We start from the raw sequence: 23,984 nt of genomic DNA on the forward strand, positions 1-23,984 counted from the left end.
CCCTCGGCGATATCTGCGACCTCTACACTCCAGACGAATGCTGGAACTACCTCAAGCACGCCGGATATGCGTCAGATTAAAGGCTCACCGCTCTAAGTCGCGGCGGGGGTCCGGGGGGACCCCTGGTCCCCCCGGCGGGGGTTCCAAGGGGGCAGCGCCCCCTTGGCGTGAGCCACGGCACCGTGGGCCGGCCCGGGGGCACCCTCAGGGGCGATTGAGGTTGTGGCGGGCGCGGTGGATGCGGTCTTCGGGGGCGGTGGTGATGTCGCCGGCGTTAAGCGGTGGTTGGGGGGTGTATTCCAGGGCCAGTTGGATGGCTTCGGCGATTTCGCGGCCGGCCAGCCGTTGGGCCAGTTCCAGTGCCATGTCGAGGCCGGCGGAAACGCCGGCGGCGGTGATGATGCGGCCGTGTTCGACCATGCGCGCGGTTCGCGGCAGGGCGCCCATGTGTGCCAGGTTGTCCATGGCCCGCCAGTGGGTGGTTGCCGGCACGCCGTCGAGCAGGCCGGCGCCGCCGAGGATCAGGGCGCCGGTGCACACCGAGGTGGTCCACTGGGTGGTCTGGTGAAGCCGTGCCACCCATTGGGTGATCTGTGGGTCGGCGGCGGCGGCGTCGGCGCCCGGGCCGCCGGGGACCAGCAGCAGGTCGGCGTGGGAGATGTCGGCCAGGGCGTGGTCGGCGAGCAGGGCGAGGCTGCCGCCCTGGGTGCGCATCGGGCCGGGTTGGTGGGCCACGGTGCGGATGCGGGCCCCGGGCAGGCGGCCGAGGATTTCGAAGGGGCCGATGGCGTCGAGCGGGGTCACCCCCGGGAACAGCAGCAGGGCGATGTCCATCAGCTTTCCCCGAGCAGCCGGGCGACCGCCTGATCGAGGCTGAGGCGGCCCAGCCGGAGGTCTTCCAGCAGGCGGCCGGCGGCGGCGTCCGGCGGGCTGGCCATAAGGCGGCTGCGCAGGCGTTCGGCGGCGCTGTCGGCCAGCCGGGCGGCCAGCCGGCGGCCGGGATCGGCGCGTCGGGCGGCGGCCGAGTGGCCGCGGGCGTGGTCCAGGATGGCCTCGAACAGGGCGGCGACGCCGTCGCCGCTTTCGGCGGTGGTGGCCAGCACCGGCACCGATGTTCCCCCCAGGCCGACCATGGCGGCCAGATGGCGGCGGGTTTCCTCGGCCCCCGGCAGGTCGGCCTTGTTGACCGCCAGGATGTCGGCGATTTCCAGGATGCCGGCCTTGATGGCCTGGATGCCGTCGCCCAGGCCGGGGGCGGCGACCACCACCTTGGTGTCGGCCAGCTCGGCGATTTCCACTTCCGACTGCCCGGTGCCGACGGTTTCGATGAGCACCAGATCGCGCCCGGCGGCGTCCATCAGGTCGACCACCCGGGCGGCCATCGGCGACAGCCCGCCGAGGTGGCCACGCGCCGACAGCGAGCGCAGGAAGACGCCGGGGTCCTCGGCGTGGGCGTTCATGCGCACCCGGTCGCCGAGCAGGGCGCCGCCGGAGCGTGGGCTGGAGGGATCGACGGCGACCACGCCGATGGTGAACCCGCGATCCCGGGCAATCTTGATCAGGGCCGACAGCAGGGTTGACTTGCCGGCCCCGGGCGGGCCGGTCAGGCCGACCACCAGGGCCCGGCCCAGATGCGGGGCGACCCCGGCCAGGATGTCGGCGGCGGCCGGGGTTTCGTTTTCCACCTCGGTGATGGCGCGGGCCAGGGCGGCCGGCCGGCCACCCAGAAGGTCGGGCAGCAGGACGGCCGGCGCCCCGGCCGGTGGGGACGGGGCGGCGACGGTCATCGCGCCTCCGGCGCGGTCGGTGGAAGCGGGCGGACGGGTCGGCGCATCGGGGCTCAGGCGGCGCCCTTGCCCATGCCTTCCAGCAGGCCCTCGGCGATCTGCAGGTTGGTGTTGACCAGGGCCTCCAGGGTTTCGGTCTTCAGGCCGTCGCGCATCTCGAGGGTCTTCTGGGAGACGAAGTGGCTGAGCTTGGTCAGGTTGTCCTTCACCTCGGCCGGCAGTTGGTTTTCCTGGCGGGCGACCAGGGTGCGGATGCCGACCCACAGCTCCAGATTGTCATCCAGTGCCTGGGCGATGGCGTCGTCATCGCCTTCCTCCAGGGCCTTGGAGATACGCAGGGCGGCCTGGGTCAGGGCCAGGGCGTCCTCTTCCAGCAGGCTCAGGTTGTCGTTGTTGACCATGATCGGCTCATCCCTCCCGGATGTCGTGCGGTGCGTCGCCGGCCGGTTCCGCTGGTTGGCCCCGCAACGGGCCGGCGGCGGCGGTGAACGGGACCGCCCGATGGCGCGGTTCCCGCTCCCGAAAAGATTGGGGACGGAAGGCCGATTGTCCAGAGACAATAAGTCCCGCCGGATGCAACGGCCCCCCCTTTGTCGCCAAGGGGGGGCCGGGATGGGGCGGGCGGGGGATTAGAAGGGGAAGATGATGTCGAAGATCTGCTGGCCGTAGCGCGGCTGCTGGACATCGCTGATGGTGCCGCGGCCGCCGTAGCTGATGCGCGCCTCGGCGATCTGGTCCCAACTGATGGTGTTGCTGTTGGTGATGTCCTCGGGCCGGATGACGCCGGTCACGGTGAGGGCGCGCAGCTCGTTGTTGACCCGGGTCTCCTGGCTGCCGGTGATCACCAGATTGCCGTTGGGCAGGATCTGGGTGACCAGGGCGGCGAGGCGCAGGCTGAGGGATTCCGAGCGGTTGATGCTGCCGGTGCCTTCGTGGTCGGAGCCGCTTTCGGCATCGACCAGGCTGGTGTTGTTGAAGTCGTCGGGCAGCACGGCGCGCAGGGCCTTGGTCTCCAGGCCCAGGAAGTTGGTCAGCCCGGCGCTTTCCGACACGTTCTGGCGGGTCCGCCGGGTGGTGTTGGAGAACACCGCGTTGTCCTCGATGCTGACGATGACGGTCAGGATGTCGCCCACCTCGCCGGCCCGCTGGTCGCGGAAGAAGCCGCGCGCCCCGGGCCGCCACAGCGAGTTGGCCAGCGGCGCCTCGCTCTGCGGACGTGGCATGGGCATGGTCACCGGGCGGTAGTCGCGGGTCCGCGTCGGGTCCTCGATCTGGGTCATCTTGGGCGCCTCGCCGACCTCGGTCAGGCGTTGCAGGGCGTTGCAGCCCGACAGCATGACGGCGGCGGCGAGCAGGAAGCCGAGGGGCAGCAGCCGGGCCACGGCGGGCGGGTGGCGGGACGGGCGGTGGGACGGGTGGCGGGACGGGCGGTGGGACGGGTGGCGGGACGGGTGGTGGGACGGGTGGCGGGACATGACGGTTTCTCCCCGGGTGGTGGGGCGCGATCCGGCGATGGCCGGCGGGGTGGGGGCGAGGGGCGGGGGCCTGTGGGACGGCATGGCGGGGGGCTACCTTTGGGCGGTTTGCGGCCCGGGGCCGCTGTGCACGACAACCAGATTGTGATCGGCCACCCGGCCGTGCACCACCTGACGGCTGGTGCTGTTGCGCACCCGGATGGTGTCGCCCTCGGCGCCGTCTTCCAGGGCGGTGCCCTCGGTGGTCAGGTGCAGGTGGGCGGTGGCCAGACGGATCAGCACCAGGTCGCCCTTTTCGATCAGCCGCGGGGCCTCCAGGTCGCGGGCCTTGAGCGGCTGGCCGGGCGACAGGGCGCGCCGCGCCGCCTGACCGACGATCTCGGCCGGATTGGTCAGGTCGGCGGCATCGATGGTGGCCACCCGGCGGCGCTGCCAGTCCAGGTCGCCGGCGGCGATCACCGCGCCGGGACGCAGGGAGCGGGCCAGCACCGGCACCTCGATGGTCTTGAAGACGCGGCCGGTGAGGGTCAGGCGTTCGGCCTCGGGGCTGCCGGCGGGGACCTCGACCAGGGCGGTGAACTGGCCGGCTCCGGGATCGAAGACGGCGTCGAGCACCTTGATCTCGGGGTCGGCCGAGGCGGCGACGGTCACCGAGATGCGTTGCTGCTGGCCCAGGTACAGCTCGTCCTCGGGGGCCAGGCCCTGGGAGATCAGGCTCAGGCGCACGGCGCCCAGCAGTTCGTCCTGGCCGATCACCTGGCCGGGACGCACCACCACGGCGCGGTCGTAGCGCGACACCGGGCGCCAGTCGACGTCGTAGGCCTCGGCCACCCGGCCCAGCCAGTCGGCCTCGAGAATCAGGCGCTGGCCCGGCTTGGGGGCGTAGGCGACCGGCTTGTTGGCGTAGCGGCCGAGCGGCCCGGTGAAGATGTCGCGCACCCGGATCAGCGGCGTGTCGAGCCGGATCGAGGTGTTGAGCCCGACCGGGGCGCTCAGCCGGGCGGGTTCGGCGGCCAGGGCGGGGGCCGTCGGCGCGGTGGCCAGGGCGGCCCCGAGGCCGGCCCCAAGCAGCAGTCCGAGCGGAATCAGGCGGCGCATGACGGCTCTCCTTTTGGCCCTACTTGAGCTGGTTCAGGGTGGCCAGCATCTCGTCGGAGGTGCTGATCACCTTGGAGTTCATTTCGTAGGCCCGCTGGGCGCTGATCAGTTCGGTGATCTCGGACACCACGTTGACGTTGGAGGTCTCAAGAAAGCCCTGGAGCAGCGTGCCATAGCCGGCCTCGCCGGGATTGGAGATGGTCGGCGCGCCGCTGGCCGCGGTTTCCAGGAACAGGTTCTCGCCCTTGGCCTCGAGGCCCGCCTCGTTGGCGAAGATGGCGAGCTGGATCTGGCCGACGTTGGTCGCCTGCACCTGGCCGTCGAGCTTGACCAGCACCTCGCCCGAGGCGTTGACGGTCACCCCCACGGCGTCCTCCGGCACGCTGATGCCGGGCAGCAGGCTGTAGCCGTCGTGGGTGACGATCTCGCCGTCGGGCGACAACTGGAAGCTGCCGTCGCGGGTGTAGGCGGTGTCGCCCGAGGGCATCTGGATCTGGAAGTAGCCCTTGCCCTGGATGGCCAGGTCGAGGCTGTTGTCGGTGGCCACCAGGCTGCCCTGCTCGGTGATGCGGTAGACGGCGGCCGTCTTCACGCCCAGGCCGAGCTGCACGCCCGAGGGAACGATGGTCCCCTGGTCCGAGGAGGCCGAGCCGACCCGCCGCAGGTTCTGATAAAGCAGGTCTTGGAACTCGGCCCGCCGGCGGGTGTAGCCGGTGGTGTTCATGTTGGCGATGTTGTTGGAGATGACCTCGACGTTGGTCTGCTGGGCCAGCATGCCGGTGGCGCCGATGTGCAGGGATCTCATGATGGGCGCTCCTTGATCTTACTGGCTGTTGCCGACGTAGGTCTGCATGGCGCGGCGGATGCGCTCGTGCTCGGTGTCGATCATCTTCTGGACGTTGCTGTAGTGGCGCTGCAGCTCGATCAGGCGGGTCATCTCGACCACGCCGTTGACGTTCGAGCCCTCCAGGGCCCCCTGCACGATGGCCGGGCGTTCCACTTCCTGGGGTTGGTCCTCGGGGTTCTCGCCGGGGCGGAACAGGCCTCCCGGTTCCTTGGTCAGGGTCTGCGGGTCGGTGAAATCGACGATGCCCAGGCGGCCCAGCTCGCCGTTCTCGGTGGAGATGGTGCCGTCGCCGGCGACGGTGATCTTGGTCTCGCCGGGGGCGATGAAGAACGGCGTGCCGTTCTGGGACAGCACCGGCAGCCCCTCGCTGTTGACGATCTGCCCGTCCACGTCCAACTGGAAGCGGCCGTTGCGGGTGTAGCGGTCGCCGTCCTCGGTGGCCACGGTGAAGTAGCCGTTGCCGCTGACCGCCAGATCCAGCGGGTTGCCGGTGCTGCGCACCGGGCCTTCGCGGGTGTCGGTCATCACCCCGTAGTCCTGCACGAAATGCAGGGTTTCGCGCATTGTGCGGTCATCGTTGCGCACCTTCACCAGATAGTCGGTGAACAGGGCGTGCTCGGCCTTGAAGCCGGGGGTGTTCATGTTGGCCACGTTGTTGGCCGTGACCGCCATCTGGCGCCAGGTGGCGCTTTGCTGCGACAGGGCGATGTAGGAGGTGTTTTCCATGGCTTGCGGGCTCGATGCGCTGGGCCCATCGAAGGGCCGGGGGCAGGATGCGTCGGCCTTCCCCATGCAGTCCGCGTGCCAATGGTCAAAGATGAGTGAAAACAAAGCGCTGTGGTGTCCTCGGTGGGGGCGGGGAGGGCGGCAGGAGGCAGCATCGGCCGCCCGGTGGCGGGCAAATCCTGCCCGGCACGACGACCCATTGGGTGAAACCTCAACGGCTCGTTAACATCTGTGCCCTAAACAGGGGAGCATGGGCCGGAAGGCCCGACCGGTTGTTGGGTCCCCGACCCCTTGTTTCCGTCCCCGACCCGAAGCGCAGGAACACCATGGCCGAAGACGTCGAGGAAGACTTTGACGAAGAGCCCGATGAGGCAGGTGGCTCAGGCGGCAAAGGTTCGCGCAAGAAGCTTCTGATCTTCATCCTGATCCCCGTCCTGCTGGTGGTGATCGGGGCGGCGGTCGCCTTTTTCACCGGCCTGGCCGATGGCCTGATGGGCGGTGGCGAGGAAGAGCCGGAAGCCCACGGCGAGGCCGAGGCCGGCGGGCACGCCGCGCCGGCCGACGACGGTCATGGCGGCGGTGGCGGTGGCGACGATGGCCACGGCGGCGCGGCCGGTGGTGCCTCGGGGTATGTCGAGCTGTCGGAGATGGTGGTCGACCTCAACGCCTCGGGCCGCAAGCGCACCTTCCTCAAGCTTCGGGTCAGCCTGGAGCTGGACAATCCGGGCGACGCCGGGGCGGTGGAGGCCGAGTTGCCGCGCATCGTCGACAGCTTCCAGGTCTACCTGCGCGAGCTGAGGGTCGAGGACCTCGAAGGCTCGGCCGGCATGTACCGGCTGAAGGAAGAGTTGCTGCGCCGCGTCAACATGGCGGTCAAGCCGGTTCACGTGAAGGACGTGTTGTTCGGCGAAATGCTGATCCAGTAGCTACCCCCCACCCTCGGCGCGGCGCCCGGGGCCGACCGCCCCGCCGCCAACCGGGAACAGAGTCAGGCAGGACCGAGAAGGCAGAGCATGGCCGACGACGTCGCAAAGACAGTCACCGCCGAGGAAGAAGAAGCCCTGATGCGGGAGTGGGAAGCCATGGCCGGCGGCGGCGATGGCGGCGGCGGCGATGCCGGGGGTGAAGACGGCGGCGATGCCGATGCCATGGCCGCCGAGTGGGAGGCCATGCTGGGCGGCGATGGCGGTGGCGCGGCCGATGTGACGGCCTCGGTGTCGGGCCGTGAATCGACCCGCGTCCTCAACCAGGATGAAATCGACAGCCTGCTCGGGTTCGATGAGTCCGACGACGACCGCAGCGACAAGTCGGGCATCCAGGCCATCCTCAATTCGGCCCTGGTCTCCTACGAGCGTCTGCCGATGCTCGAGGTGGTGTTCGACCGCCTGGTGCGCATGATGTCGACCAGCTTGCGCAACTTCACCTCGGACAACGTCGAGGTCAGCCTGGACAACATCCTGTCGCTGCGCTTCGGCGACTACCTCAATTCCATTCCGCTGCCCGCCATGCTGACCGTGTTCAAGGCCGAGGAGTGGGACAACTACGGCCTGATGACGGTCGACAGCTCGATGATCTATTCCATCGTCGACGTGCTGCTCGGCGGGCGTCGGGGCACCGCGGCGATGCGCGTCGAGGGCCGGCCCTACACGACCATCGAACGGACCCTGGTCGAGCGCATGATCCATGTCGTGCTGGCCGACCTGTCGGCCGCCTTCGATCCGCTGGCCCCGGTCACCTTCCGCTTCGACCGGCTGGAGACCAACCCGCGCTTCGCCGCCATCTCGCGCCCCTCCAACGCGGCCATCGTGGCCAAGCTGCGGATCGACATGGAGGATCGCGGCGGCCGCCTGGAGCTGCTGTTGCCCTACGCCACCCTGGAGCCGGTGCGCGAGCTGCTGCTGCAGATGTTCATGGGCGAGAAGTTCGGCCGCGACAGCATCTGGGAAACCCACCTGGCCGAGGAGATGTGGTCGACCGAGGTGGAGATGGAAGCGGTGCTCGACGAACAGTGGATGTCCTTGAAGGATGTGCTCAACATGGGCGTCGGCTCCAGGCTGATGTTCAACGCCACGCCGGATTCCGAGGTCGAACTGCGCTGCGGCGACGTGCCCATGTTCCTCGGCCGCATGGGGCGCAAGGGCAATCACATCGCGGTGCAGGTCGATGGCCGGGTGCGCCGCAAGGAACGGATCAAGTAGGCCGCCCGGGCGGTGGCCATGGCTGAAACGGGGTGACCGGGCCGGGCTTTCCCAATCCGGCCGACCTTGAACGTGAACTTCAACGTGGATTGACGGCGATGTCGCTTTCACTGCTGCTGGATGTGGTCATCGTGGCCCTGTTGGTGCCGACCATCATCTATGCCGTCATCCTCAACAACCGTCTGGCCAGCCTGCGCAAGAACCGCGACGCCCTGGCCAAGGTGGTGCACAGCTTCAACGAGGCCACGGTGCGCGCCGAATCCGGCATTCCGCGCCTGCGCCGGGCGGCCGACGAGGCGGCCGAGGCGCTGGCCGCCCGGGTCGAGAAGGCGCACGGCCTGCGCGACGATCTTGCCTTCATGGTCGAGCGGGCCGAGGAATTGGCCGACCGCCTGGAAAACGCCCTGAAGGGGGCGCGCGGCGAGGTCCGGCCGAGCCCGGGGGCGGCCCTGGCCCAGACTCCCGCCGCCGTCCGCAAGCCGGCGCCGGCCGAACCGGACACCGCCCCGGCTCCCATGCCGACCCCAACCCTGGCCCGCCGCGCCGCCCGCGTGGTGCCCGGCGAGAGCCTGTCGCCGCGCCTTGACGGCGAGGACGCCGATCTGCCCGACGACGAGCGCTCGGAGGCCGAACGGGCCCTCCTCCAGGCGCTGCAGTCGGTGCGCTAGGACGCCTGATCCCATGAGCCGGAAAGCCACCTCCCAGCCCACCTCCCCGCGTCGCGCCCCGTCGCCGGCGGCCCGCCGCAGCCCGGCGGCCACGGCGCGGCGCCGGGCCAGTCGGCGCGGCAAGGGCTTCGCCTTGCCCCGGCCGCGCCTGCTGCCGCTGCTCATCGTGGTCGCCATGGTGGTGGTCACGGTGCGTCTGGGCGGCATCTGGCAGGATGTCAGCCTGCAGGTGATCGGCCTCAGGCTGGAGCGCGCCGAGGCCCAGGCCCAGGAGGTCGGGCAGGAGGCGCCGCCGCCGGCCGCGCAACCGGCCGCCGAGCCGCCCGCGGCGGTCGGCGAGCCCGGCTCGCCGGTGCCCACCGCCGCCCTGACCGGGGCCCTGCAAAGCCCGCCCCAGGCCGACGACCCGGCGCGCGACCCGATCGGCTTCACCCAGTCCGAGATCGAGGTCCTGCAGAAACTGGCCGAGCGGCGCGAGGAACTGGAACAGCGCGAACAGAGCCTCGCCGTGCAGGAGGCCCTGCTCCAGGCGGCCGAGGAGCGGCTCGACCGCCGGGTCGAGGAGTTGCGCCAGCTGGAAAGCCGCATCAACGATCTGGTCAAGACCCACGACGATCAGGAACAGGCCCGGCTCGACCGGCTGGTCAAGGTCTACACCAGCATGAAGCCCAAGGACGCGGCGCGCATCTTCAACGGCCTGGACATGCCCATCCTGCTCGACCTGTTCGAGATCATGCAGGAGCGCAAGGCGGCCCCCATCCTGGCCGAGATGAGCGCCGACAAGGCCCGCCTGCTGACCGAGGAGCTGTCGCGCCGCAAGGACCTGCCCGAGGCCGGCGAGCCCCTGGTGCCGCCCGAGGGAGCCGCCGGCAATGGCTGAGCCGGCCCCCACCCGCGACCGGTCGACACCCGGTCCTTTGCGAGGCGCGGTTGCGCCGGGGCTTGCGATGGACTCCCCCCTAATTTATGAAGGTATGCAATGGACAGGGCTTTGCCGCCGGGCCACCCTTTCGGTCGCGGCGGCGAGGCCTTCAACGGAAATGCCCGAGCGGTCCGCCATCATGGGTCCGCCGGCGGCGCGGGGACCGACCCGGGATAGGGCCCGGCGAACACGGGAGTTAGGGAATGGCTGTCGATAAGAACATGAAGATCCTCATCGTCGATGACTACAAGACGATGTTGCGGATCATCCGCAACCTGTTGCGCCAGCTTGGCTTTGTGGACATCGAGGAGGCCACCGACGGCAGCGCCGCCCTGCAGATGCTGCGCACCGGCGGCCCCTACGGGCTGATCATCTCGGACTGGAACATGGAGCCCATGACCGGTCTGCAGCTGCTGCGCGAGGTGCGCGCCGATCCCAAGCTGAAGGGTACCCCGTTCATCATGGTGACCGCCGAATCCAAGTCGGAGAACGTCATCGCCGCCAAGGAGGCCGGGGTCTCCAACTACATCGTCAAGCCCTTCAACGCCGAGACGCTGAAAGCCAAGATGGTCAGCGTGCTGGGCGACTTCTAGCAGGGCGCCCCCTGTCCTGACCGCCGGCCCGCGTTGGATCGGACCGGCGGCTGGCGGCGCGGTGGATCGGGGCGCGCGCCCCACGGGGCGGCCGGGTACTGTGTGGGCGCGGCGGGGTCCCGGCGCGCTGGCCTGGGCTCCAGGGCCGCCAACTCCATGGGAGATCCCCTGATGAGCGACCACCCCGACTCTGCGCAGATGGACCCGGCGGCCGGGCGGGAGCAGCTCGACCGCACGGCCATGGCCCGGTTGATCGACCGCCAGAAGGACATCCTGGAAGACCTGCGTCAGATGGCCTCGCTGCTCGACGCGGCGCGGAGCGAGATCGCCAGCCTCAAGCCGCAGGAGATCGGCAGCAATTTCCTGCCCAGCGCGGCCGACGAACTGGACGCCATCGTCGAGGCCACCGAGCAGGCCACCGGGCAGATCATGGACTCGGCCGAGATCATCGAGGCGGTGGTCGAGAAGCAGGGCGGCGAGGTGGCCGAGCAGCTGACCGAGGCGGTCACCCGCATCTACGAGGCCTGCTCGTTCCAGGACATCACCGGCCAGCGCATCACCAAGGTGGTGAGAACCCTGAAATCGGTCGAGGAACGGGTCTCCGAGATGCTTGCCGCGCTCGACCTGCTGAGCCCGGACGAGGAGGCGGCCCTGCACGCCCAGACCGCCGCCCGGGCCGGCGATCCCGACGAGGCCGACCTTCTGAATGGCCCGCAACTGCCCGACCAGGCCATCCGCCAGGATGATGTGGACGCCCTGTTCGGCGGCCCGCCCCGGGAGGGTGGCGGCGACCGGTGAGCCCCGGTGAGCCGAGAATCGGGCACCGCCCACCACGGGGCGCCCCGAGGGGAAAGATGACCAGCCATGGGTTTTGCCCGCACAGGCCCTGATTCCGGTTCGCCGCCGCCCCCGGCGGAGGGGTCGGTCTTGGCCCCCGGTTTGGCCCCCGGTTTGGCCCCCGGGTTGGCCCCCGGGGCCAGGCGTCGGGGCCGGCTGGCCGCCCTTGCCGCGTCACCGGCGCCGCCGCCCGCCGGCTCGCCGCTGGGCCCCTTGCTGGTCCTGCTGCTGCCCCTGTTCCTGCTGCTGCTGGCCATCTTCCTGATGCTCAACGCCCTCTCCGAGCCCAAGGCACAGCGCAGTCTGGCCGCCGTCGACAGCCTGCAGCGCACGTTTTCCGACGCCCCGCGCCGCCCGGAGGCGGCCAGCCCCGCCTTCACCGGCCGCCAGGGCAACGTGCCGGGGCTCGACCGCACCCTGGCGGCGGCCCTGGATCGGGTCTTCGCCGAGGACATGCCGGCGGCGAAAATCCGCCGCCTGACCCCGGGCCAGGACATGGAGGTGAGCTTCCATGCCGAGGCCCTGTTCGCCCCCGGCAGCGCCGCCCCACGGCCGCCGCGCCGCCATCTGATCGATCTGCTGGTGGCCGAGTTGGCCGCCCCGCCGGCCGGCCGGGCGTGGCGCATGGAAGCCCTGGTCGCCGTGCCCGATCTGGCGCCGCGTCCCGAGGCGCTGGCGCTGTTCCTGCCCGATGGCACGGCCCCGCCGGGGATCAGCCCGACCGAGCTGGGCTTCGCCCGGGCCACCGCCCTGGGCCGTCTGCTGACCCGGCGCGGCGCCCCGGCGGGCACCGTCTCGGTGGGGCTTGAGGTCGACACGGTGCCGGCGGTGCGCCTGCTGTTCCGGCTGGTGCCGGCCGAGCGGCCGGGCGGGGGGGCGCCATGAGCAGCCCGGTCGAGCGCCTGAAGGCCGAACTGTCGGCGCCGCCGCCGAACTCCCCGGGGCGTGGCATCGGCGGCGCCTGGATGATGATCTTCACCGATCTGGTGCTGCTGCTGCTGACCTTCTTCGTGCTGCTGTTCTCCATGTCCGAGCTGCGCCAGGGCGCCTTCGACGGACTGGTCGAGGCGTTGTCGCGCCGCCCCACGCCCGAGATCCCCGAAGGCCTGCCGCTGCCGGTGGCCGAGCGCACCATTCCCACCGTCGACCGCCCCATCGGCGAGGACCTGGGCTACCTGGAAAGCGTCCTCGCCCAGGCCCTGGCCGAGGACCCCCGGCTGGCCGGGGCCCGCCTGGAACCGCGCGAGGGCACCCTGGTGCTGACCCTGCCGGCCGATTTGCTGTTTCCGCCCAACGGCGCCACCCTGTCCGATCCGGCGCGCCGCGCGGTGGGCGATCTGGCCAGCGGCGTGCTGGCCAACCTGGACAACCGGCTGGCGGTCAGCGGTCACGCCGCGCCGCCGCGCCCGACCGGGGTCGGCGCCCTGCCCGGCGAGGACCCGGGGGCGGCGCCGCGCATCGCCGCCGACGACCCCTGGGCCCTGTCGCTGGCCCGCGCCACCGCCGTCGCCCGGGCCCTGGGCGCGGCCGGCTATCCGGCGCCGCTGTCGGTGCTCGCCCACGGCGACAGCCGCTTCGCCGATCTGGCCGACCTGCCCCCCCTGTTGCGCCGCCGCTTCGCGGCCCGGGTCGATCTGATGATCCTGCCCCAGGCCACCGAGACCCAAGGGACCCTGGCCCGATGAGCCGCCGTCTGTTGGCCGCCCTGAGCCTGATCGCCCTGGCCCTGCTCGCCGTGCCCCGGCCGGGGCTTGCCGCCCAGGTGCTGAAGGCGGCCGAGCATCAGGGTTTCGGGCGGCTGGTCTTCAACTGGTCGGTGCCGGTGCGCTATCAGGCCGACCTCGCCGCCGGGCAACTGATCGTGCAGTTCGACCGCCCGGTGGAGGGCGACATCGAGGGCCCCCTGGCGGCGGTCGACGACTACATCCAGGGGGTGCGGGTCAGCCCCGACCGCCGGGTTTTGACCTTCAACCTGACCGGCCCCTTCCAGGCCCAGGCCTTCACCCTGGGCGGCGCCGTGGTGATCGACCTGATCGGTCCCGGCGGCCCCGCCGAGGCAGCCTCTCCGCCCGCCGCCCCGCCGCCCCCGGTCCCCGACCTGGACACCGCCGCCCCGCCGCCCCTGGGGGTGCGCGAGGCCAGCCATGCCGATTATCACCGCGTCGTCTTCGACTGGCCGACCCCGGTCGAGTATGCGGTGCGCGAGGCCCCGGACCGGGTCGAGGTCAGCTTCAACCGGCCGGCCCGCCTCGATGCCGCCGCCCTGGACCGCCGCCTGCCGCCGGCCCTCAAGGGGGTGACCGCCAGTTCCGGCGATGGTGGCCTGGTGGTCAGCCTGCCCCGGCCGGCCGGGGCCGGGGTGCGCCATCTGACCAGCGGCCCCAAGGTGGTGCTCGACTTCCTCGGCCCGCCGGAGCTGTTCGAGCCGCCGTCCGGGACCCGCCCGACCCCACTGGCCGCCGCCGACCCGGACAACGAACCGGTGGTCGAGCCGGACCAGATTCCGGCACCAACCCCCGAGCCGGCGGATCAGACCACCGGGGCCGAGGACGACGCGGCGTTGGCCGCCGAGCCGGTGGTCGAGCCCGATCAGGTGCCGCCCCCGGCCGCCGAACCGGTGGTGGAGCCCGAGCCCGAGCCGGTCGCCGCCTCGTCCCCCCAGCCGGCGGCCCAGGCCGCGCCGGCCCCCCCGCCGCCCCCCACTCCCCCCGCCGAGGGGGCGGCCGACGAGCGCCAAAAGGTGGAGAGTCTGGTTCGCGATCTGGCCGCCGAGGCTGAAACCCCCGACACCGGGCCTCTCACCCCGTCCGCCGCCGACACGCCGGCCGCCTCGGCCACCGCCGCCGAGCCGGCGGTGCGCTCGCGGGTGGTCAGCCTCAGCTTCTCGTGGACCAAGCCGACGGCGGCGGCGGTGTTCCGGCGCGGCGGCTATCTGTGGGTGCTGTTCGACCGCTACCAGGAGGTCGACACCAACCTGCTGGCCCGCCTGGGGGCCGGCGTGGTGCGCCATGTGGAGCAGATTCCCAACGCCAAGGCGACCATCGTGCGCCTCATCACCGAGCCCGGCTTCAATCCCTCGACGCGCCGCGAGGGGCTGCTGTGGATCGTCGACCTGATGCGCCAGCCGCTGGCCCCGCAGGTGCCCATCGACGTGGAGCCGCAGCCGCGCAGCCCGGTCGGGCCGCGCCTGTTCCTGTCGGTCACCGAGGGTGGGGCCCCGGTCACCGTGCGCGATCCGGCGGTGGGCGACGCGCTGACCGTGGTTCCGGTCATTCCGCTCGGCCATGGCATCGCGCCGCAGCGGGTCTACCCGGACCTCGCCCTGCCGACCACGGCGCAAGGGGTGCTGGTGCTGCCCCGGCGCGACGACGTGGCGGTGGAGTCGACGCGCAGCGGCATCGCCCTCACCGCGCCGGGCGGTCTGCGTTTCTCGCCGCCGGTTGATCGCCAGCAGGCACTGGCCGACCTGGGCGATCCGTCGAGCCTCGAAACCGTCTTCGAGATTGATGCCTGGCAGCGCGGCGGGCCCGACAAGTTCCAGGCCGACGAGCAGGCGCTGCTCGGCACGGTGGCCCTGCAATCGGCCGACCAGAAGAAGTTCGGCCGCCTCGAGTTGGCCCGCTTCTACTTCGCCCATGGCCTGGCCGCCGAGGCGCTGGGGGTGCTCGGGGTGATCGCCGCCGACAGCCCGGAGCTGATCAACACGCCGGCCTTCAAGGCCCTGCACGGCGCCGCCAGCTACATGATGGGGCGCTACGACGACGCCATCGAGGACCTCTCCCACCCCAGTCTCGCCGGCAACGACGAGGCCGCCTTCTGGCGCGCCGCCGCCCAGGCCAGCTTCGGCGAGCCGGGGCTTCAGGCCCCCACCCTGAAGCGCACCGGCGGCGTCATCGGCGAGTATCCGCGCGCCCTCAAGGTGCCGCTGGCCATGCTCTCGGCCGAGGCGGCGATCGAGGCCGGCGATGACCTCTCGGCCCTGACCTTCCTCGACGCCGCCGACCAGGGCGAGCCGACAGCGCGCCAGCAGGCCGGGCTGACCTTCCTCAAGGGCCTGCTGGAGGAAGCGACCGGCAACTTCGAGGCCGCCATCGAGGCCTGGAACGAGGTCGCCGACGGCACCGACCGTCTGTACCGGGCCCGCGCCCTGCGCCGGCGCGCCGAGTTGCAGTACCGCATCGAGGAAATCGGCCTCGGCGGGCTGATCGACCAGTTGGAGGACCTGCGCTTCGCGTGGCGCGGCGACAGCTTCGAGTTCAGCCTGATGATGCGTCTTGGCGACCTCTACCAGGAGGCCGGCGACTGGGGCGAGGCGCTGCGCGTGCTGAAAACCGCCGCCACCTACTTCAAGGGCTATCCGGGGGCCGAACAGGCCACCGAAACCATGCGCCAGATCTTCAGCCACCTGTTCCACGACGGCGCCGCCGACGATCTGGAGCCGGTGCGCGCCATCGCCCTGTTCGAGGAATTCCGCGAACTGACCCCGTCCGGCCCCAAGGGCGACGAGATGATCCGCCGGCTGGCCGACCGGCTGGTCGCGGTCGACCTTCTGCCCCAGGCCGCCAACCTGTTGGCCCGGCAGGTGAAATACCGCCTGGAAGGGGAGGAGAAGGCGCGCGTCGGAACCCGGCTGGCGGCCGTCCAGTTGCTCGACCGCAAGCCCAACCAGGCCCTCAGGACCCTGATCACCACCCGCGCCGCCGGGCGCCTCGACCCGGAGATGGAAAGCCAGCGCAACCACATCATGGTGCGCGCCTTGGCCGACGTGGAGAAGCACACCGAGGCCCTGCTGCTGCTCGAGGACGACACCTCGGACGAGGCCGCCCTGCTGCGCGCCGACATCTATCGCGAAACCGAGCAGTGGGAGAAGATGGCCTTGAGCCTCAAGCCCCTGATGCCGGAGCCGGAGCGCGGCCTCGCGCTGTCCACCGATCAGGCGCGGCGCATCCTCGACATGGCCACCGCGCTGACCCTGGCCCAGGACGAGCACGGCAGCGCCCTTCTGCGGCGTCGCTATGGGGCGGCGATGCGCGACACCCCCTTCTTCGACGCCTTCGACCTGATCACCCAGACCTCCGAACAGGGCTACACCGACTGGCGCAAGGTGCGCGACAAGGTGCAGCAGGCGGAGAACTTCCGCACCTTCGTTGACGACCTCAAGGGACGCATCAAGTCGGCCGGGCTGTCCGGCGCCCTGGCCAGGGATACCGCCGCCGGCGGCTGAGGGCCGCAAAGGGGGCGCTGCCCCCTTGACCCCCGCTGGGGGGACCAGGGGCCCCCCCGGACCCCCGCCGTGAATCAAAACCCCACAGGGGGGCAAGCCCCCCTGTGGGGTTTTAAGTCATGGTGGGGTCTGGGGAGGCCTCCCGGCCTCCCCAGCGGGGTTCAAAGGGGCGGCGCCCCTTTGCGCCCCTCGGCCGCTGGCGTCGAGGTGGCCCTGGTCGCGTTCGTGCATGTCGCGCAATGCAACACCCCCAGCCCCCGACTTTGCGGCTTGCGGCCCGGCTCCCATATGGCGGGGAGTTCCCAAGCGCCCGCTTTGCGGCTAGTAAGGGGCCGGTCGCGAAAATCGACTGCCGCCCCGCCCGTCCTTAAGGTCAAAAGACAGCCCCGAGATGACCACCACCAACGACATCCGCAGCGCCTTCCTCGATTTCTTCAAGGCCGACGACCATCAGGTGGTCGACTCGAGCCCCCTGGTGCCGCGCAACGATCCCTCGCTGATGTTCGTCAACGCCGGGATGGTGCAGTTCAAGAACGTCTTCACCGGAGCCGAAACGCGGCCCTACAGCCGCGCCGTGACCAGCCAGAAGTGCGTCCGCGCCGGCGGCAAGCACAACGACCTGGACAACGTGGGCTACACCGCCCGCCACCACACCTTCTTCGAGATGCTGGGCAACTTCAGCTTCGGCGACTACTTCAAGGAACACGCCATCGAGCTGGCCTGGAAGCTGGTCACCAAGGAGTTCGGCCTGCCCGAGGAACGCCTGCTGGTCACCGTGCACACCTCGGACGAGGATGCCGCCGCCCTGTGGCGCAAGGTGGCCGGGTTGCCCGACGACAAGATCATCCGCATCCCCACCTCGGACAACTTCTGGGCCATGGGCGAGACCGGCCCCTGCGGTCCCTGCTCGGAAATCTTCTTCGACCATGGCGACTCGATCCCTGGCGGCCCGCCGGGCAGCCCGGACGAGGACGGCGACCGCTTCATCGAGATCTGGAACCTGGTCTTCATGCAGTTCGAGCAGCAGACGCCCGAACAGCGGGTCGACCTGCCCCGGCCCTCCATCGACACCGGCATGGGGCTGGAACGCATCGCCGCCGTGCTCCAGGGCAAGCACGACAACTACGACATCGACCTCATGCGTGGCCTGATCGAGGCCACCGCCCACATTGCCGGGACCGACCCCGATGGGGCCCATCAGGCCAGCCACCGGGTGATCGCCGACCATCTGCGGGCGACCAGCTTCCTGATCGCCGATGGCGTGCTGCCCTCCAACGAGGGGCGGGGCTACGTGCTGCGCCGGATCATGCGCCGGGCCATGCGCCACGCCCACCTGATGGGGGTCGCCGACCCCCTGATGTACCGTCTGGTGCCGGCCCTGGTCAGCGCCATGGGCGGTCCCTTCCCGGAACTGGAGCGGGCCCAGGCCCTGATCACCGAGACCCTGAAGCTGGAGGAAACCCGCTTCAAGCAGATGCTCGACCGCGGCCTGCGCCTGCTGGAGGACGAGAAGGCGCGCCTGCCCAGCGGCGGCACCCTGCCCGGCGAGGTGGCCTTCAAGCTGTATGACACCTACGGCTTTCCCCTGGACCTCACCCAGGACGCCCTGCGTGGCGAGGGCTACAAGGTGGACGACGCCGGCTTCGCCGCCGCCATGGATCGCCAGCGGGCCGAGGCGCGCAAGGCCTGGGCCGGCTCTGGCGATGCGGCCACCGAGTCCCTGTGGTTCGACCTGCGCGACAAGGTGGGGGCCGGCGAGTTCCTGGGTTACGGCGACGGCAAGGGCAGCGGCGAGGAGGCCGAGGGCGTGGTCACCGCCCTGGTCGTCGGCGGCGAGTCCGTCGCGCAGGCCGAAGCCGGCCAGGAGGTCATGCTGCTGGCCAACCAGACCCCGTTCTATGGCGAGTCGGGCGGTCAGGTGGGCGACACCGGGATGATCGAAACCGCCGGCGGGCGGATCGAGATCACCGACACCCAGAAGAAGCTGGGCGAGCTGACCGTGCACATCGGCCGGGTCTGCGCGGGCACGGTGAAGGTCGGCGAGGAGGCCCGCTTCATGGTCGAGGGGCCGCGCCGCGGCGCCCTGCGCGCCAACCACTCGGCCACCCACCTGCTGCACGAGGCCTTGCGCCGCCGTCTGGGCGAGCACGTCACCCAGAAAGGCTCGCAGGTCGCCGCCGAGGGGCTGCGCTTCGACATCAGCCACCCCAAGCCGCTGACGGGCGAGGAAATCCGCCTGATCGAGGATGACGTGAACGCCCAGATCCGGGCCAACGGGCCGGTCACCACCCGCCTGATGGCTCCCGACGAGGCCATCGAGGCCGGGGCCATGGCCCTGTTCGGCGAAAAGTACGGCGACGAGGTGCGGGTCGTCTCCATGGGTGCCCCCGATGCCGACAAGCCGGCCGGTGTGTTCTCCACCGAGCTGTGCGGCGGCACCCACGTGCGGCGCACCGGCGACATCGGGCTGTTCAAGATCGTCGCCGAGCAGGCGGTCGGCTCGGGTCTGCGCCGCATCGAGGCGGTGACCGGCGTCGGCGCCCTTCAGTGGGTGCGCGACCGCGACGCCGCCCTGTCGGCCGCCGCCGAGACCCTGAAGATCGCCCCGGCCGAGGTGCCGGCCCGCCTCGCCCAGGTGCTGGAGGACCGCAAGCGTCTGGAACGCGAACTGGCCGAGACCAGAAAGAAGCTGGCCCTGGCCGGCAGCGGGGGCGGCGGCGCGGCCAGCGGCGCCGAGGCGCCGCGCGAGATCGCCGGCATCCGCCTCGCCGCCCGCACCCTGGAGGGCATCCCGGCCAAGGAGCTGAAGGGCATGGCCGACGAGATGAAGGGCCAACTGGGCAGCGGCGTGGTCGCCCTGATCGCCGTCACCGAGGGCAAGGCCTCGCTGGTCGTCGGGGTCACCGACGATCTGACCGGCAAGCTCAGCGCCGTCGATCTGGTGCGCGCCGGCTCGGCCGCCGTCGGCGGCAAGGGCGGCGGCGGGCGGCCCGACATGGCCCAGGCCGGCGGTCCCGACGGCGCCAAGGCGGGCGAGGCTCTTGCCGCCATCGAGCAGGCCATCCAGGCCGCCGCCGGCTGAGTGGGGCCGCTGATGGGTTGGGATTTCGCCTCCGACAACGTGCGCGGCGCCTGCCCCGAGGTCGCCCGCGCCCTGGCCGAGCTGGCCGGCGGGGCCGCGCCCTACGGCGCCGATGAGCTGACGGCGCGCCTGGAAACCCGGCTGGCCGAGCTGTTCGAACACCCGGTGGCGGCCCTGCCGGTGGCCACCGGCACCGCCGCCAACGCCCTCGCCGTGGCCGCCTTCACCCCGCCCCACGGCAGCGTCTATTGCCACCACGAGGCCCACATCCTGCGCGACGAGGCCGGGGCCTGCGAGTTCTTCGCCGGCGGCGCCCGCCTGATCGGCCTGCCCGGCGAGAACGCCAAACTCACCCCGGAAACCCTCGATACCCACCTGGACCGCTGCGCCGCCGGCAATGTCCACCGGGTGCGGCCCCGTCTGGTCTCGATCACCCAGTCGACCGAACTGGGCACCCTCTACACCCCGGGCGAGGTGGCCGCTATCGGCGCCTGGTGCCAGGCCAACGGCCTCGCCCTGCACATGGACGGCGCCCGCTTCGCCAACGCGGTGGCGGCGCTGGGCGTCTCCCCGGCCGAGCTGACCTGGAAGGCCGGCGTCGACGTGCTCTCCCTGGGCGGCACCAAGAACGGCGCCTGGGCCGCCGAGGCCCTGGTCCTGTTCGACCCCGAGCGCGCCGAGGCCACCGCCATCCGCCGCAAGCGGGGCGGCCACCTGCTCTCCAAGGGACGCTTCCTGGCGGCCCAACTGCTCGCCCTGTTCGAGGACGGGACGTGGCTCGCCAACGGCCGCCACGCCAACACCCAGGCAACCCGCCTCGCCGAGGGCCTGCTGACCCTGCCCGGCGTGCGCCCGATCACCCCCACCCAGGCCAACGAGGTCTTCCTCCACCTGCCCGAACCCCTGCGCCAGGGCCTGAACGAGGCCGGCTTCGGCTTCACCCCCTGGGGCGACGCCGGCCCCGACGCGATCCGCCTGGTCACCGCCTAGGACACCATCCCCGAGGCAGTCGACGCCCTCCTCACCGAAGCGCGGCGACTGGGCGGGTAGGGAAGGGGACAAACCCAGGGGCTTCGCCCCCGAACCCCCACCGGGGGATCGAAGGCGATCCCCCGGACCCCCTCCAATCCTTGGAGCGGAACGCGGGTCGCGAGATGGGATCGGTTGGGGTTGGTTGCGGGCCAGCTTCGCTGGCCCGCGTAAACAGACACCAACGAAGTGGCGCAAGGATGCGCGGATCAAATCCGCGCAGGACGGCTGCTCGGTGGGTTTTTGTTTCCGCAGGCCAGCGAAGCTGGCCTGCAACCAACCACCCTGAGTGCCCCGCTCTGCCTTGTGCGTTCCGCACCAACGAATTGGCGGGGTCCGGGGAGGCCCAGCCTCCCCGGTGGGGGTTTGGGGGCGAAGCCCCCGAGCCTGTGCTACACTCGCTGTGCGGGAGGGTGCGCACATGCGGCTTTGGGTGTTTCTGTTGGCGATGGTGATGGCGCTGCCGGTGGTGGCGGAGGAGGTCACGTGCGGGCCTCAAGGGGCGTGGCATGACCCGGCGATGGAGTACCATCTGGATGATCTGCTGGCCCTGATCGAGGCCCGCCTTGATTGGGAGGAGGGCAAGCCGCGCGCCGATGATCCGGGCGACCCCGAGCGGGTGGCGGCGGCGGTGGCGGCGTGGCAGCGTCTGGCCGAGCCCCATGACGGCCGGCCGGGCAATGCGGAGGCTCGGTGGTGGCTGGGTCATCTGATGATGGACGGAAAAGCAGGTTTCGAGGCGGACGCCTGGGGAGCGCTTGAGTTCCTGCTGCCCGCCGCCGAGGCCGGTCATCTGGAGGCAATGACCCAGGCCGGCCGCATCCTGGTCCGCGAGGAGAATGCCGAGCGCCTCACCCCCAAGGTCTTCGCCCACGACCCCGCCATCCCCGCCCCCACCAAAGGCCGCGCCTGCCTCAAGCGCGCCGCCTGGCTGGGGAACCGCGAGGCGCAACGGCGGTGGGCCGACCTCACCCCTCAAGCGAACGGGGAGATTGGCCCGATACTGGTGGCCTCTGGGCTCGACCTGGATGATGGGGCCATCAATAACGTGGCTACGGAGCTTGTTACGGGATACGGAGATTATCCTCTTGCAAAAAAACTGTATGCACGGTGTGCGATCTGTGGGCTTCCCATCTGCCAATTCAATTATGGGGTCTTTTTGGGGAAGTTCGAGAAGGATGAGGTTGAAACTGAGGAGGTCGCTTTCTGGGTCATGCTTGCCTCGAAAAATGGGCTTGCTATTGCAGACCGTATAGTGAATAGAAATACGCCCGCAATAAAAGATGATGATTGGATGAGAATGCTTAGACGCATTGATGCCTGGAGTGAATCCAAGTGCGATTAGTTATGCTTCATCAATCACTCAGCTTCTTCACTCCGACCTCCACAGCCTCGCCTGCCATGGCCTCCCAAGCTCTGGTTCCCCAGCCGGGCTGTGCCTGGAGGTAGGCGAGGACTTTTGCGCCGGCTTTTCCAGCCAGTCCACCACTGGCGGCGCCCAGCAACCCCATGAGCATCCCCTGTTGCGTTCTTTTGGCCATGTCCTCAAGCCATGCCATGTCGCGTGTCATCAACTCCTTTAGGCGGTGCGGGTCAGGAGTTTCCCCGTCGGCATAGCGGGCCCTGAGGTGCCCCAGGAGCTCTTCGGCCACCTCGGCCCGGATACGGTCGACATGGCCCTGCATGCCGGCGAGGCGCCCTGCTCCGCCGACGCCCCCTCCAATCAGAAGAGAGAGCAGGTTGGGGCCGCCGGTGGTTGTCAACGCGGTGCCGGCGAGACTGACCGTCTCGGCCCATCGCTCAAGCAGCCCCTGGCCGTCGGTCCGGAAGCGACGGGCGGTGGCGGGATCAAGCTCGGGATGGGGCGGCGGGGTGATGCCCAGGGCAGCCTGCCGGGCGAGAACTCGGCTCACCTCATCGACAGCGGCGTCAAGGCGGGCGGCCTGCTCTTGCGGCGTGCGCCGACGCGCGGCGCGCGACCCCTGACCACCAAGGAAGGCGGCCTCGCCGAGGACCGCTGCCAGGGTCCGAAACTCCCCCGCGAACCGGTGCAAGGCTGCACCAAGTTCAAGTTCCAGGGCCCCGAACGCCTCGGCGGCTTCTGGATCGTAGTCCCGGGCATAGGCGCGGATTTCCTCGATGCGCCGGGTCAGGTCCTGGCGGCCTTTTTCGGTGCTCACGAGATCGACAACTTCCTGCATGGCCTGGGGGTCGATGCTCTTGCTGCCGCCGGAAAGATCGTAAAGGCCGATGCCCGTGGCCTGGGCGAGAAGGCCGAGCACGCCGCGCAGATGGCCTTTCTCCCGCAAGCCTTGGAGCTTGCGGCGAATGGCCTGGTCACGGCGCTGACGGATGTCGGCCCTTTCCCGAATCGAGAGATCAGGATCGGCCAGGCGGTCCTGGTACTCATCGACCACCTCGCCGACCTCGCGGGCGATCACCGCCACATCGTGGGCGGCATCCCGGCCCGGCTGAAGGGGCACCTGGGGACGGCGCGGGGGCGAGTCGGCGCTGGGATCATCGTCCTCGGATGGGATGAAGGTGTATTGGCTGGTCCCGGTGGTGCTGTCCGTGGCCGCCCCCCAGGTGAGCTCGTTGCCGGCCGGCCGCGAGCGCTCCTTCAGGTCGCCATGATCCTCGCGCTCGACAACCCGGGCCGGGGGCGGAAAGTCGTCGGAGGAGGCGCGCCGCCTGGGTGCCGGATCAAGAGTCCAGCCGTGGGGGCCCAGCCTGGCCCGGGCGTCGCCCTCGGCAGCAGATGCCCGCGGCGTCAGAGGTGGGTCCAAGGTCCATCCATGCGGCCCCAGCTTTGCCCGGGCATCGCCCTCGGCAGCAACGGCCTTGAGCAGAGACTCCACCACCTTGCCCGGCTGGACGGACGGCTCGGCGGGCTGAAACGCCGGCTTGGGCTTGGGCAATGGCGCTTCCAACAGACTCGCCGGCTTGGGCCGGGGCAGCGGCGCCCCCAAGAGGCTCTTGGGCTTGGGAACAGGCTTGGGCAGCGGCTTGGGCGCCAAGTCGGGATCGCGCCTGGCCAGCGCCTTGCGCAAGACCTCCCCCTGCCCCGGCTTGCGCTTCTCGACCAGATGCGTGAACGCCAGCGCCTCCCGCTTCTTGCGCTGCCTGTCAGCCCCCTTGGTCGAACGCGCCCCATCGACCACGAAATCGGCAAAGGCATCCGGCCCAGTGTGCTCCCCGGCCTCAACCGTGCGCGCCAGACTGCCCAGCTCGTCGACCGAGAAACCCTTCAAAGGATCGTCCCCCGATCCCAACGGCGGAAAATGAGCAAAGCGCGGCGGCATGGAGATATCCCCTCGGGTATGATTTGCTACGTTGCGCGTATATAGCGTATTTCTGGCGCCAATGTAAAGTGTTAATTCCTTATATACGTATGAAGTCCTATGATCTGCGACAGCGACCCTGCGGCCATCTGGGGCGTTGCCCCAGACCCCACCGGGGGATCGAAGGCGATCCCCCGGACCCCCTCCAGTCGTTGGA

At 70.5% G+C, this 23,984-nt stretch carries 20 protein-coding genes; 12 read left to right on the forward strand and 8 right to left on the reverse strand.

The window, feature by feature from the left end; genetic code table 11:
* Positions 1 to 204 precede the first annotated feature (204 nt).
* From BLR95_RS14110 to flgF, 7 genes are all read right to left on the reverse strand, one after another.
* Entirely contained in the window at positions 205 to 834 is a 630-nt protein-coding gene (locus tag BLR95_RS14110; RefSeq protein ID WP_092621566.1) for a DJ-1/PfpI family protein, read from the reverse strand.
* Positions 834 to 1,787, reverse strand: coding sequence for a methylmalonyl Co-A mutase-associated GTPase MeaB (meaB, locus tag BLR95_RS14115; RefSeq protein ID WP_092621569.1), 954 nt, complete (start codon positions 1,785 to 1,787; stop codon positions 834 to 836). The genes BLR95_RS14110 and meaB overlap by 1 nt, the downstream gene beginning before the upstream one ends.
* Before the next feature lie 53 nt (positions 1,788 to 1,840).
* Entirely contained in the window at positions 1,841 to 2,188 is a 348-nt protein-coding gene (locus BLR95_RS14120) for a flagellar biosynthesis regulator FlaF (protein ID WP_092621572.1), read from the reverse strand.
* Between the two features lie 228 nt (positions 2,189 to 2,416).
* On the reverse strand, positions 2,417 to 3,262 hold the full coding sequence (gene flgH, locus BLR95_RS14125) for a flagellar basal body L-ring protein FlgH (protein WP_092621575.1): 846 nt from the start codon (positions 3,260 to 3,262) through the stop codon (positions 2,417 to 2,419).
* 93 nt (positions 3,263 to 3,355) lie between these two features.
* Positions 3,356 to 4,360, reverse strand: a complete 1,005-nt coding sequence (gene flgA / locus BLR95_RS14130) for a flagellar basal body P-ring formation chaperone FlgA (protein WP_092621578.1) — start codon at positions 4,358 to 4,360, stop codon at positions 3,356 to 3,358.
* Between the two features lie 19 nt (positions 4,361 to 4,379).
* On the reverse strand, positions 4,380 to 5,165 hold the full coding sequence (flgG, locus tag BLR95_RS14135; RefSeq protein ID WP_092621581.1) for a flagellar basal-body rod protein FlgG: 786 nt from the start codon (positions 5,163 to 5,165) through the stop codon (positions 4,380 to 4,382).
* A gap of 18 nt (positions 5,166 to 5,183) precedes the next feature.
* Positions 5,184 to 5,933: a flagellar basal-body rod protein FlgF gene (gene flgF, locus BLR95_RS14140; protein ID WP_092621584.1), complete on the reverse strand. Its 750-nt coding sequence runs from the start codon at positions 5,931 to 5,933 to the stop codon at positions 5,184 to 5,186.
* A gap of 326 nt (positions 5,934 to 6,259) precedes the next feature.
* On the opposite strand from flgF, the gene BLR95_RS14145 reads away from it, so the two are divergent.
* From BLR95_RS14145 to BLR95_RS14200, 12 genes are all read left to right on the forward strand, one after another.
* Positions 6,260 to 6,859 (forward strand): flagellar basal body-associated FliL family protein, encoded by a 600-nt coding sequence (locus tag BLR95_RS14145; protein ID WP_092621587.1) that lies wholly within the window; start codon positions 6,260 to 6,262, stop codon positions 6,857 to 6,859.
* A gap of 87 nt (positions 6,860 to 6,946) precedes the next feature.
* Entirely contained in the window at positions 6,947 to 8,131 is a 1,185-nt protein-coding gene (fliM, locus tag BLR95_RS14150) for a flagellar motor switch protein FliM (RefSeq protein ID WP_092621590.1), read from the forward strand.
* Between the two features lie 98 nt (positions 8,132 to 8,229).
* Complete coding sequence (locus BLR95_RS14155) at positions 8,230 to 8,799, forward strand: DUF6468 domain-containing protein (RefSeq protein ID WP_092621593.1); 570 nt, start codon at positions 8,230 to 8,232, stop codon at positions 8,797 to 8,799.
* A 13-nt stretch (positions 8,800 to 8,812) separates the two neighbouring features.
* Positions 8,813 to 9,679 carry a MotE family protein gene (locus BLR95_RS14160; RefSeq protein ID WP_143131026.1) on the forward strand — a complete coding sequence of 289 codons (867 nt, stop codon included), beginning with the start codon at positions 8,813 to 8,815 and terminating at the stop codon, positions 9,677 to 9,679.
* Between the two features lie 245 nt (positions 9,680 to 9,924).
* Positions 9,925 to 10,314, forward strand: a complete 390-nt coding sequence (locus tag BLR95_RS14165) for a response regulator (RefSeq protein WP_092621596.1) — start codon at positions 9,925 to 9,927, stop codon at positions 10,312 to 10,314.
* A gap of 171 nt (positions 10,315 to 10,485) precedes the next feature.
* Positions 10,486 to 11,112 carry a protein phosphatase CheZ gene (locus BLR95_RS14170; RefSeq protein WP_245689555.1) on the forward strand — a complete coding sequence of 209 codons (627 nt, stop codon included), beginning with the start codon at positions 10,486 to 10,488 and terminating at the stop codon, positions 11,110 to 11,112.
* A gap of 129 nt (positions 11,113 to 11,241) precedes the next feature.
* Complete coding sequence (locus BLR95_RS14175; protein ID WP_143131027.1) at positions 11,242 to 12,036, forward strand: hypothetical protein; 795 nt, start codon at positions 11,242 to 11,244, stop codon at positions 12,034 to 12,036.
* On the forward strand, positions 12,033 to 12,836 hold the full coding sequence (locus BLR95_RS14180; RefSeq protein ID WP_092621602.1) for an OmpA/MotB family protein: 804 nt from the start codon (positions 12,033 to 12,035) through the stop codon (positions 12,834 to 12,836). The genes BLR95_RS14175 and BLR95_RS14180 overlap by 4 nt, the downstream gene beginning before the upstream one ends.
* Positions 12,833 to 16,375 (forward strand): hypothetical protein, encoded by a 3,543-nt coding sequence (locus BLR95_RS14185; protein ID WP_092621605.1) that lies wholly within the window; start codon positions 12,833 to 12,835, stop codon positions 16,373 to 16,375. Before BLR95_RS14180 ends, BLR95_RS14185 begins: the two co-directional genes overlap by 4 nt.
* A gap of 391 nt (positions 16,376 to 16,766) precedes the next feature.
* The gene (gene alaS / locus BLR95_RS14190) at positions 16,767 to 19,457 is read left to right on the forward strand and encodes an alanine--tRNA ligase (protein WP_092621608.1); all 2,691 of its coding nucleotides are present in this window, start codon (positions 16,767 to 16,769) and stop codon (positions 19,455 to 19,457) included.
* A 12-nt stretch (positions 19,458 to 19,469) separates the two neighbouring features.
* Positions 19,470 to 20,447 (forward strand): threonine aldolase family protein, encoded by a 978-nt coding sequence (locus BLR95_RS14195; RefSeq protein ID WP_092621669.1) that lies wholly within the window; start codon positions 19,470 to 19,472, stop codon positions 20,445 to 20,447.
* 460 nt (positions 20,448 to 20,907) lie between these two features.
* Positions 20,908 to 21,831, forward strand: a complete 924-nt coding sequence (locus BLR95_RS14200) for an SEL1-like repeat protein (RefSeq protein ID WP_092621611.1) — start codon at positions 20,908 to 20,910, stop codon at positions 21,829 to 21,831.
* Between the two features lie 10 nt (positions 21,832 to 21,841).
* Here the strand turns inward: BLR95_RS14200 and BLR95_RS14205 are convergent, their stop codons facing one another.
* On the reverse strand, positions 21,842 to 23,788 hold the full coding sequence (locus tag BLR95_RS14205; RefSeq protein ID WP_143131028.1) for a hypothetical protein: 1,947 nt from the start codon (positions 23,786 to 23,788) through the stop codon (positions 21,842 to 21,844).
* Positions 23,789 to 23,984: the final 196 nt, after the last annotated feature.

Source organism: Roseospirillum parvum, assembly GCF_900100455.1.
GTDB lineage: Bacteria > Pseudomonadota > Alphaproteobacteria > Rhodospirillales > Rhodospirillaceae > Roseospirillum > Roseospirillum parvum.

What these genes read in the sequence shown, in the direction of transcription:
- meaB (WP_092621569.1), bottom strand. Translation starts at nt 1,787, where the DNA reads ATGACCGTCGCCGCCCCGTCCCCACCGGCCGGGGCGCCGGCCGTCCTG.
- flgA (WP_092621578.1), bottom strand. Translation starts at nt 4,360, where the DNA reads ATGCGCCGCCTGATTCCGCTCGGACTGCTGCTTGGGGCCGGCCTCGGG.
- BLR95_RS14180 (WP_092621602.1), top strand. Translation starts at nt 12,033, where the DNA reads ATGAGCAGCCCGGTCGAGCGCCTGAAGGCCGAACTGTCGGCGCCGCCG.
- flgG (WP_092621581.1), bottom strand. Translation starts at nt 5,165, where the DNA reads ATGAGATCCCTGCACATCGGCGCCACCGGCATGCTGGCCCAGCAGACC.
- BLR95_RS14170 (WP_245689555.1), top strand. Translation starts at nt 10,486, where the DNA reads ATGAGCGACCACCCCGACTCTGCGCAGATGGACCCGGCGGCCGGGCGG.
- BLR95_RS14200 (WP_092621611.1), top strand. Translation starts at nt 20,908, where the DNA reads ATGCGGCTTTGGGTGTTTCTGTTGGCGATGGTGATGGCGCTGCCGGTG.
- BLR95_RS14195 (WP_092621669.1), top strand. Translation starts at nt 19,470, where the DNA reads ATGGGTTGGGATTTCGCCTCCGACAACGTGCGCGGCGCCTGCCCCGAG.
- flgF (WP_092621584.1), bottom strand. Translation starts at nt 5,933, where the DNA reads ATGGAAAACACCTCCTACATCGCCCTGTCGCAGCAAAGCGCCACCTGG.
- flgH (WP_092621575.1), bottom strand. Translation starts at nt 3,262, where the DNA reads ATGTCCCGCCACCCGTCCCACCACCCGTCCCGCCACCCGTCCCACCGC.
- BLR95_RS14155 (WP_092621593.1), top strand. Translation starts at nt 8,230, where the DNA reads ATGTCGCTTTCACTGCTGCTGGATGTGGTCATCGTGGCCCTGTTGGTG.
- alaS (WP_092621608.1), top strand. Translation starts at nt 16,767, where the DNA reads ATGACCACCACCAACGACATCCGCAGCGCCTTCCTCGATTTCTTCAAG.
- BLR95_RS14110 (WP_092621566.1), bottom strand. Translation starts at nt 834, where the DNA reads ATGGACATCGCCCTGCTGCTGTTCCCGGGGGTGACCCCGCTCGACGCC.
- BLR95_RS14165 (WP_092621596.1), top strand. Translation starts at nt 9,925, where the DNA reads ATGGCTGTCGATAAGAACATGAAGATCCTCATCGTCGATGACTACAAG.
- BLR95_RS14160 (WP_143131026.1), top strand. Translation starts at nt 8,813, where the DNA reads ATGAGCCGGAAAGCCACCTCCCAGCCCACCTCCCCGCGTCGCGCCCCG.
- fliM (WP_092621590.1), top strand. Translation starts at nt 6,947, where the DNA reads ATGGCCGACGACGTCGCAAAGACAGTCACCGCCGAGGAAGAAGAAGCC.
- BLR95_RS14120 (WP_092621572.1), bottom strand. Translation starts at nt 2,188, where the DNA reads ATGGTCAACAACGACAACCTGAGCCTGCTGGAAGAGGACGCCCTGGCC.
- BLR95_RS14205 (WP_143131028.1), bottom strand. Translation starts at nt 23,788, where the DNA reads ATGCCGCCGCGCTTTGCTCATTTTCCGCCGTTGGGATCGGGGGACGAT.
- BLR95_RS14185 (WP_092621605.1), top strand. Translation starts at nt 12,833, where the DNA reads ATGAGCCGCCGTCTGTTGGCCGCCCTGAGCCTGATCGCCCTGGCCCTG.
- BLR95_RS14145 (WP_092621587.1), top strand. Translation starts at nt 6,260, where the DNA reads ATGGCCGAAGACGTCGAGGAAGACTTTGACGAAGAGCCCGATGAGGCA.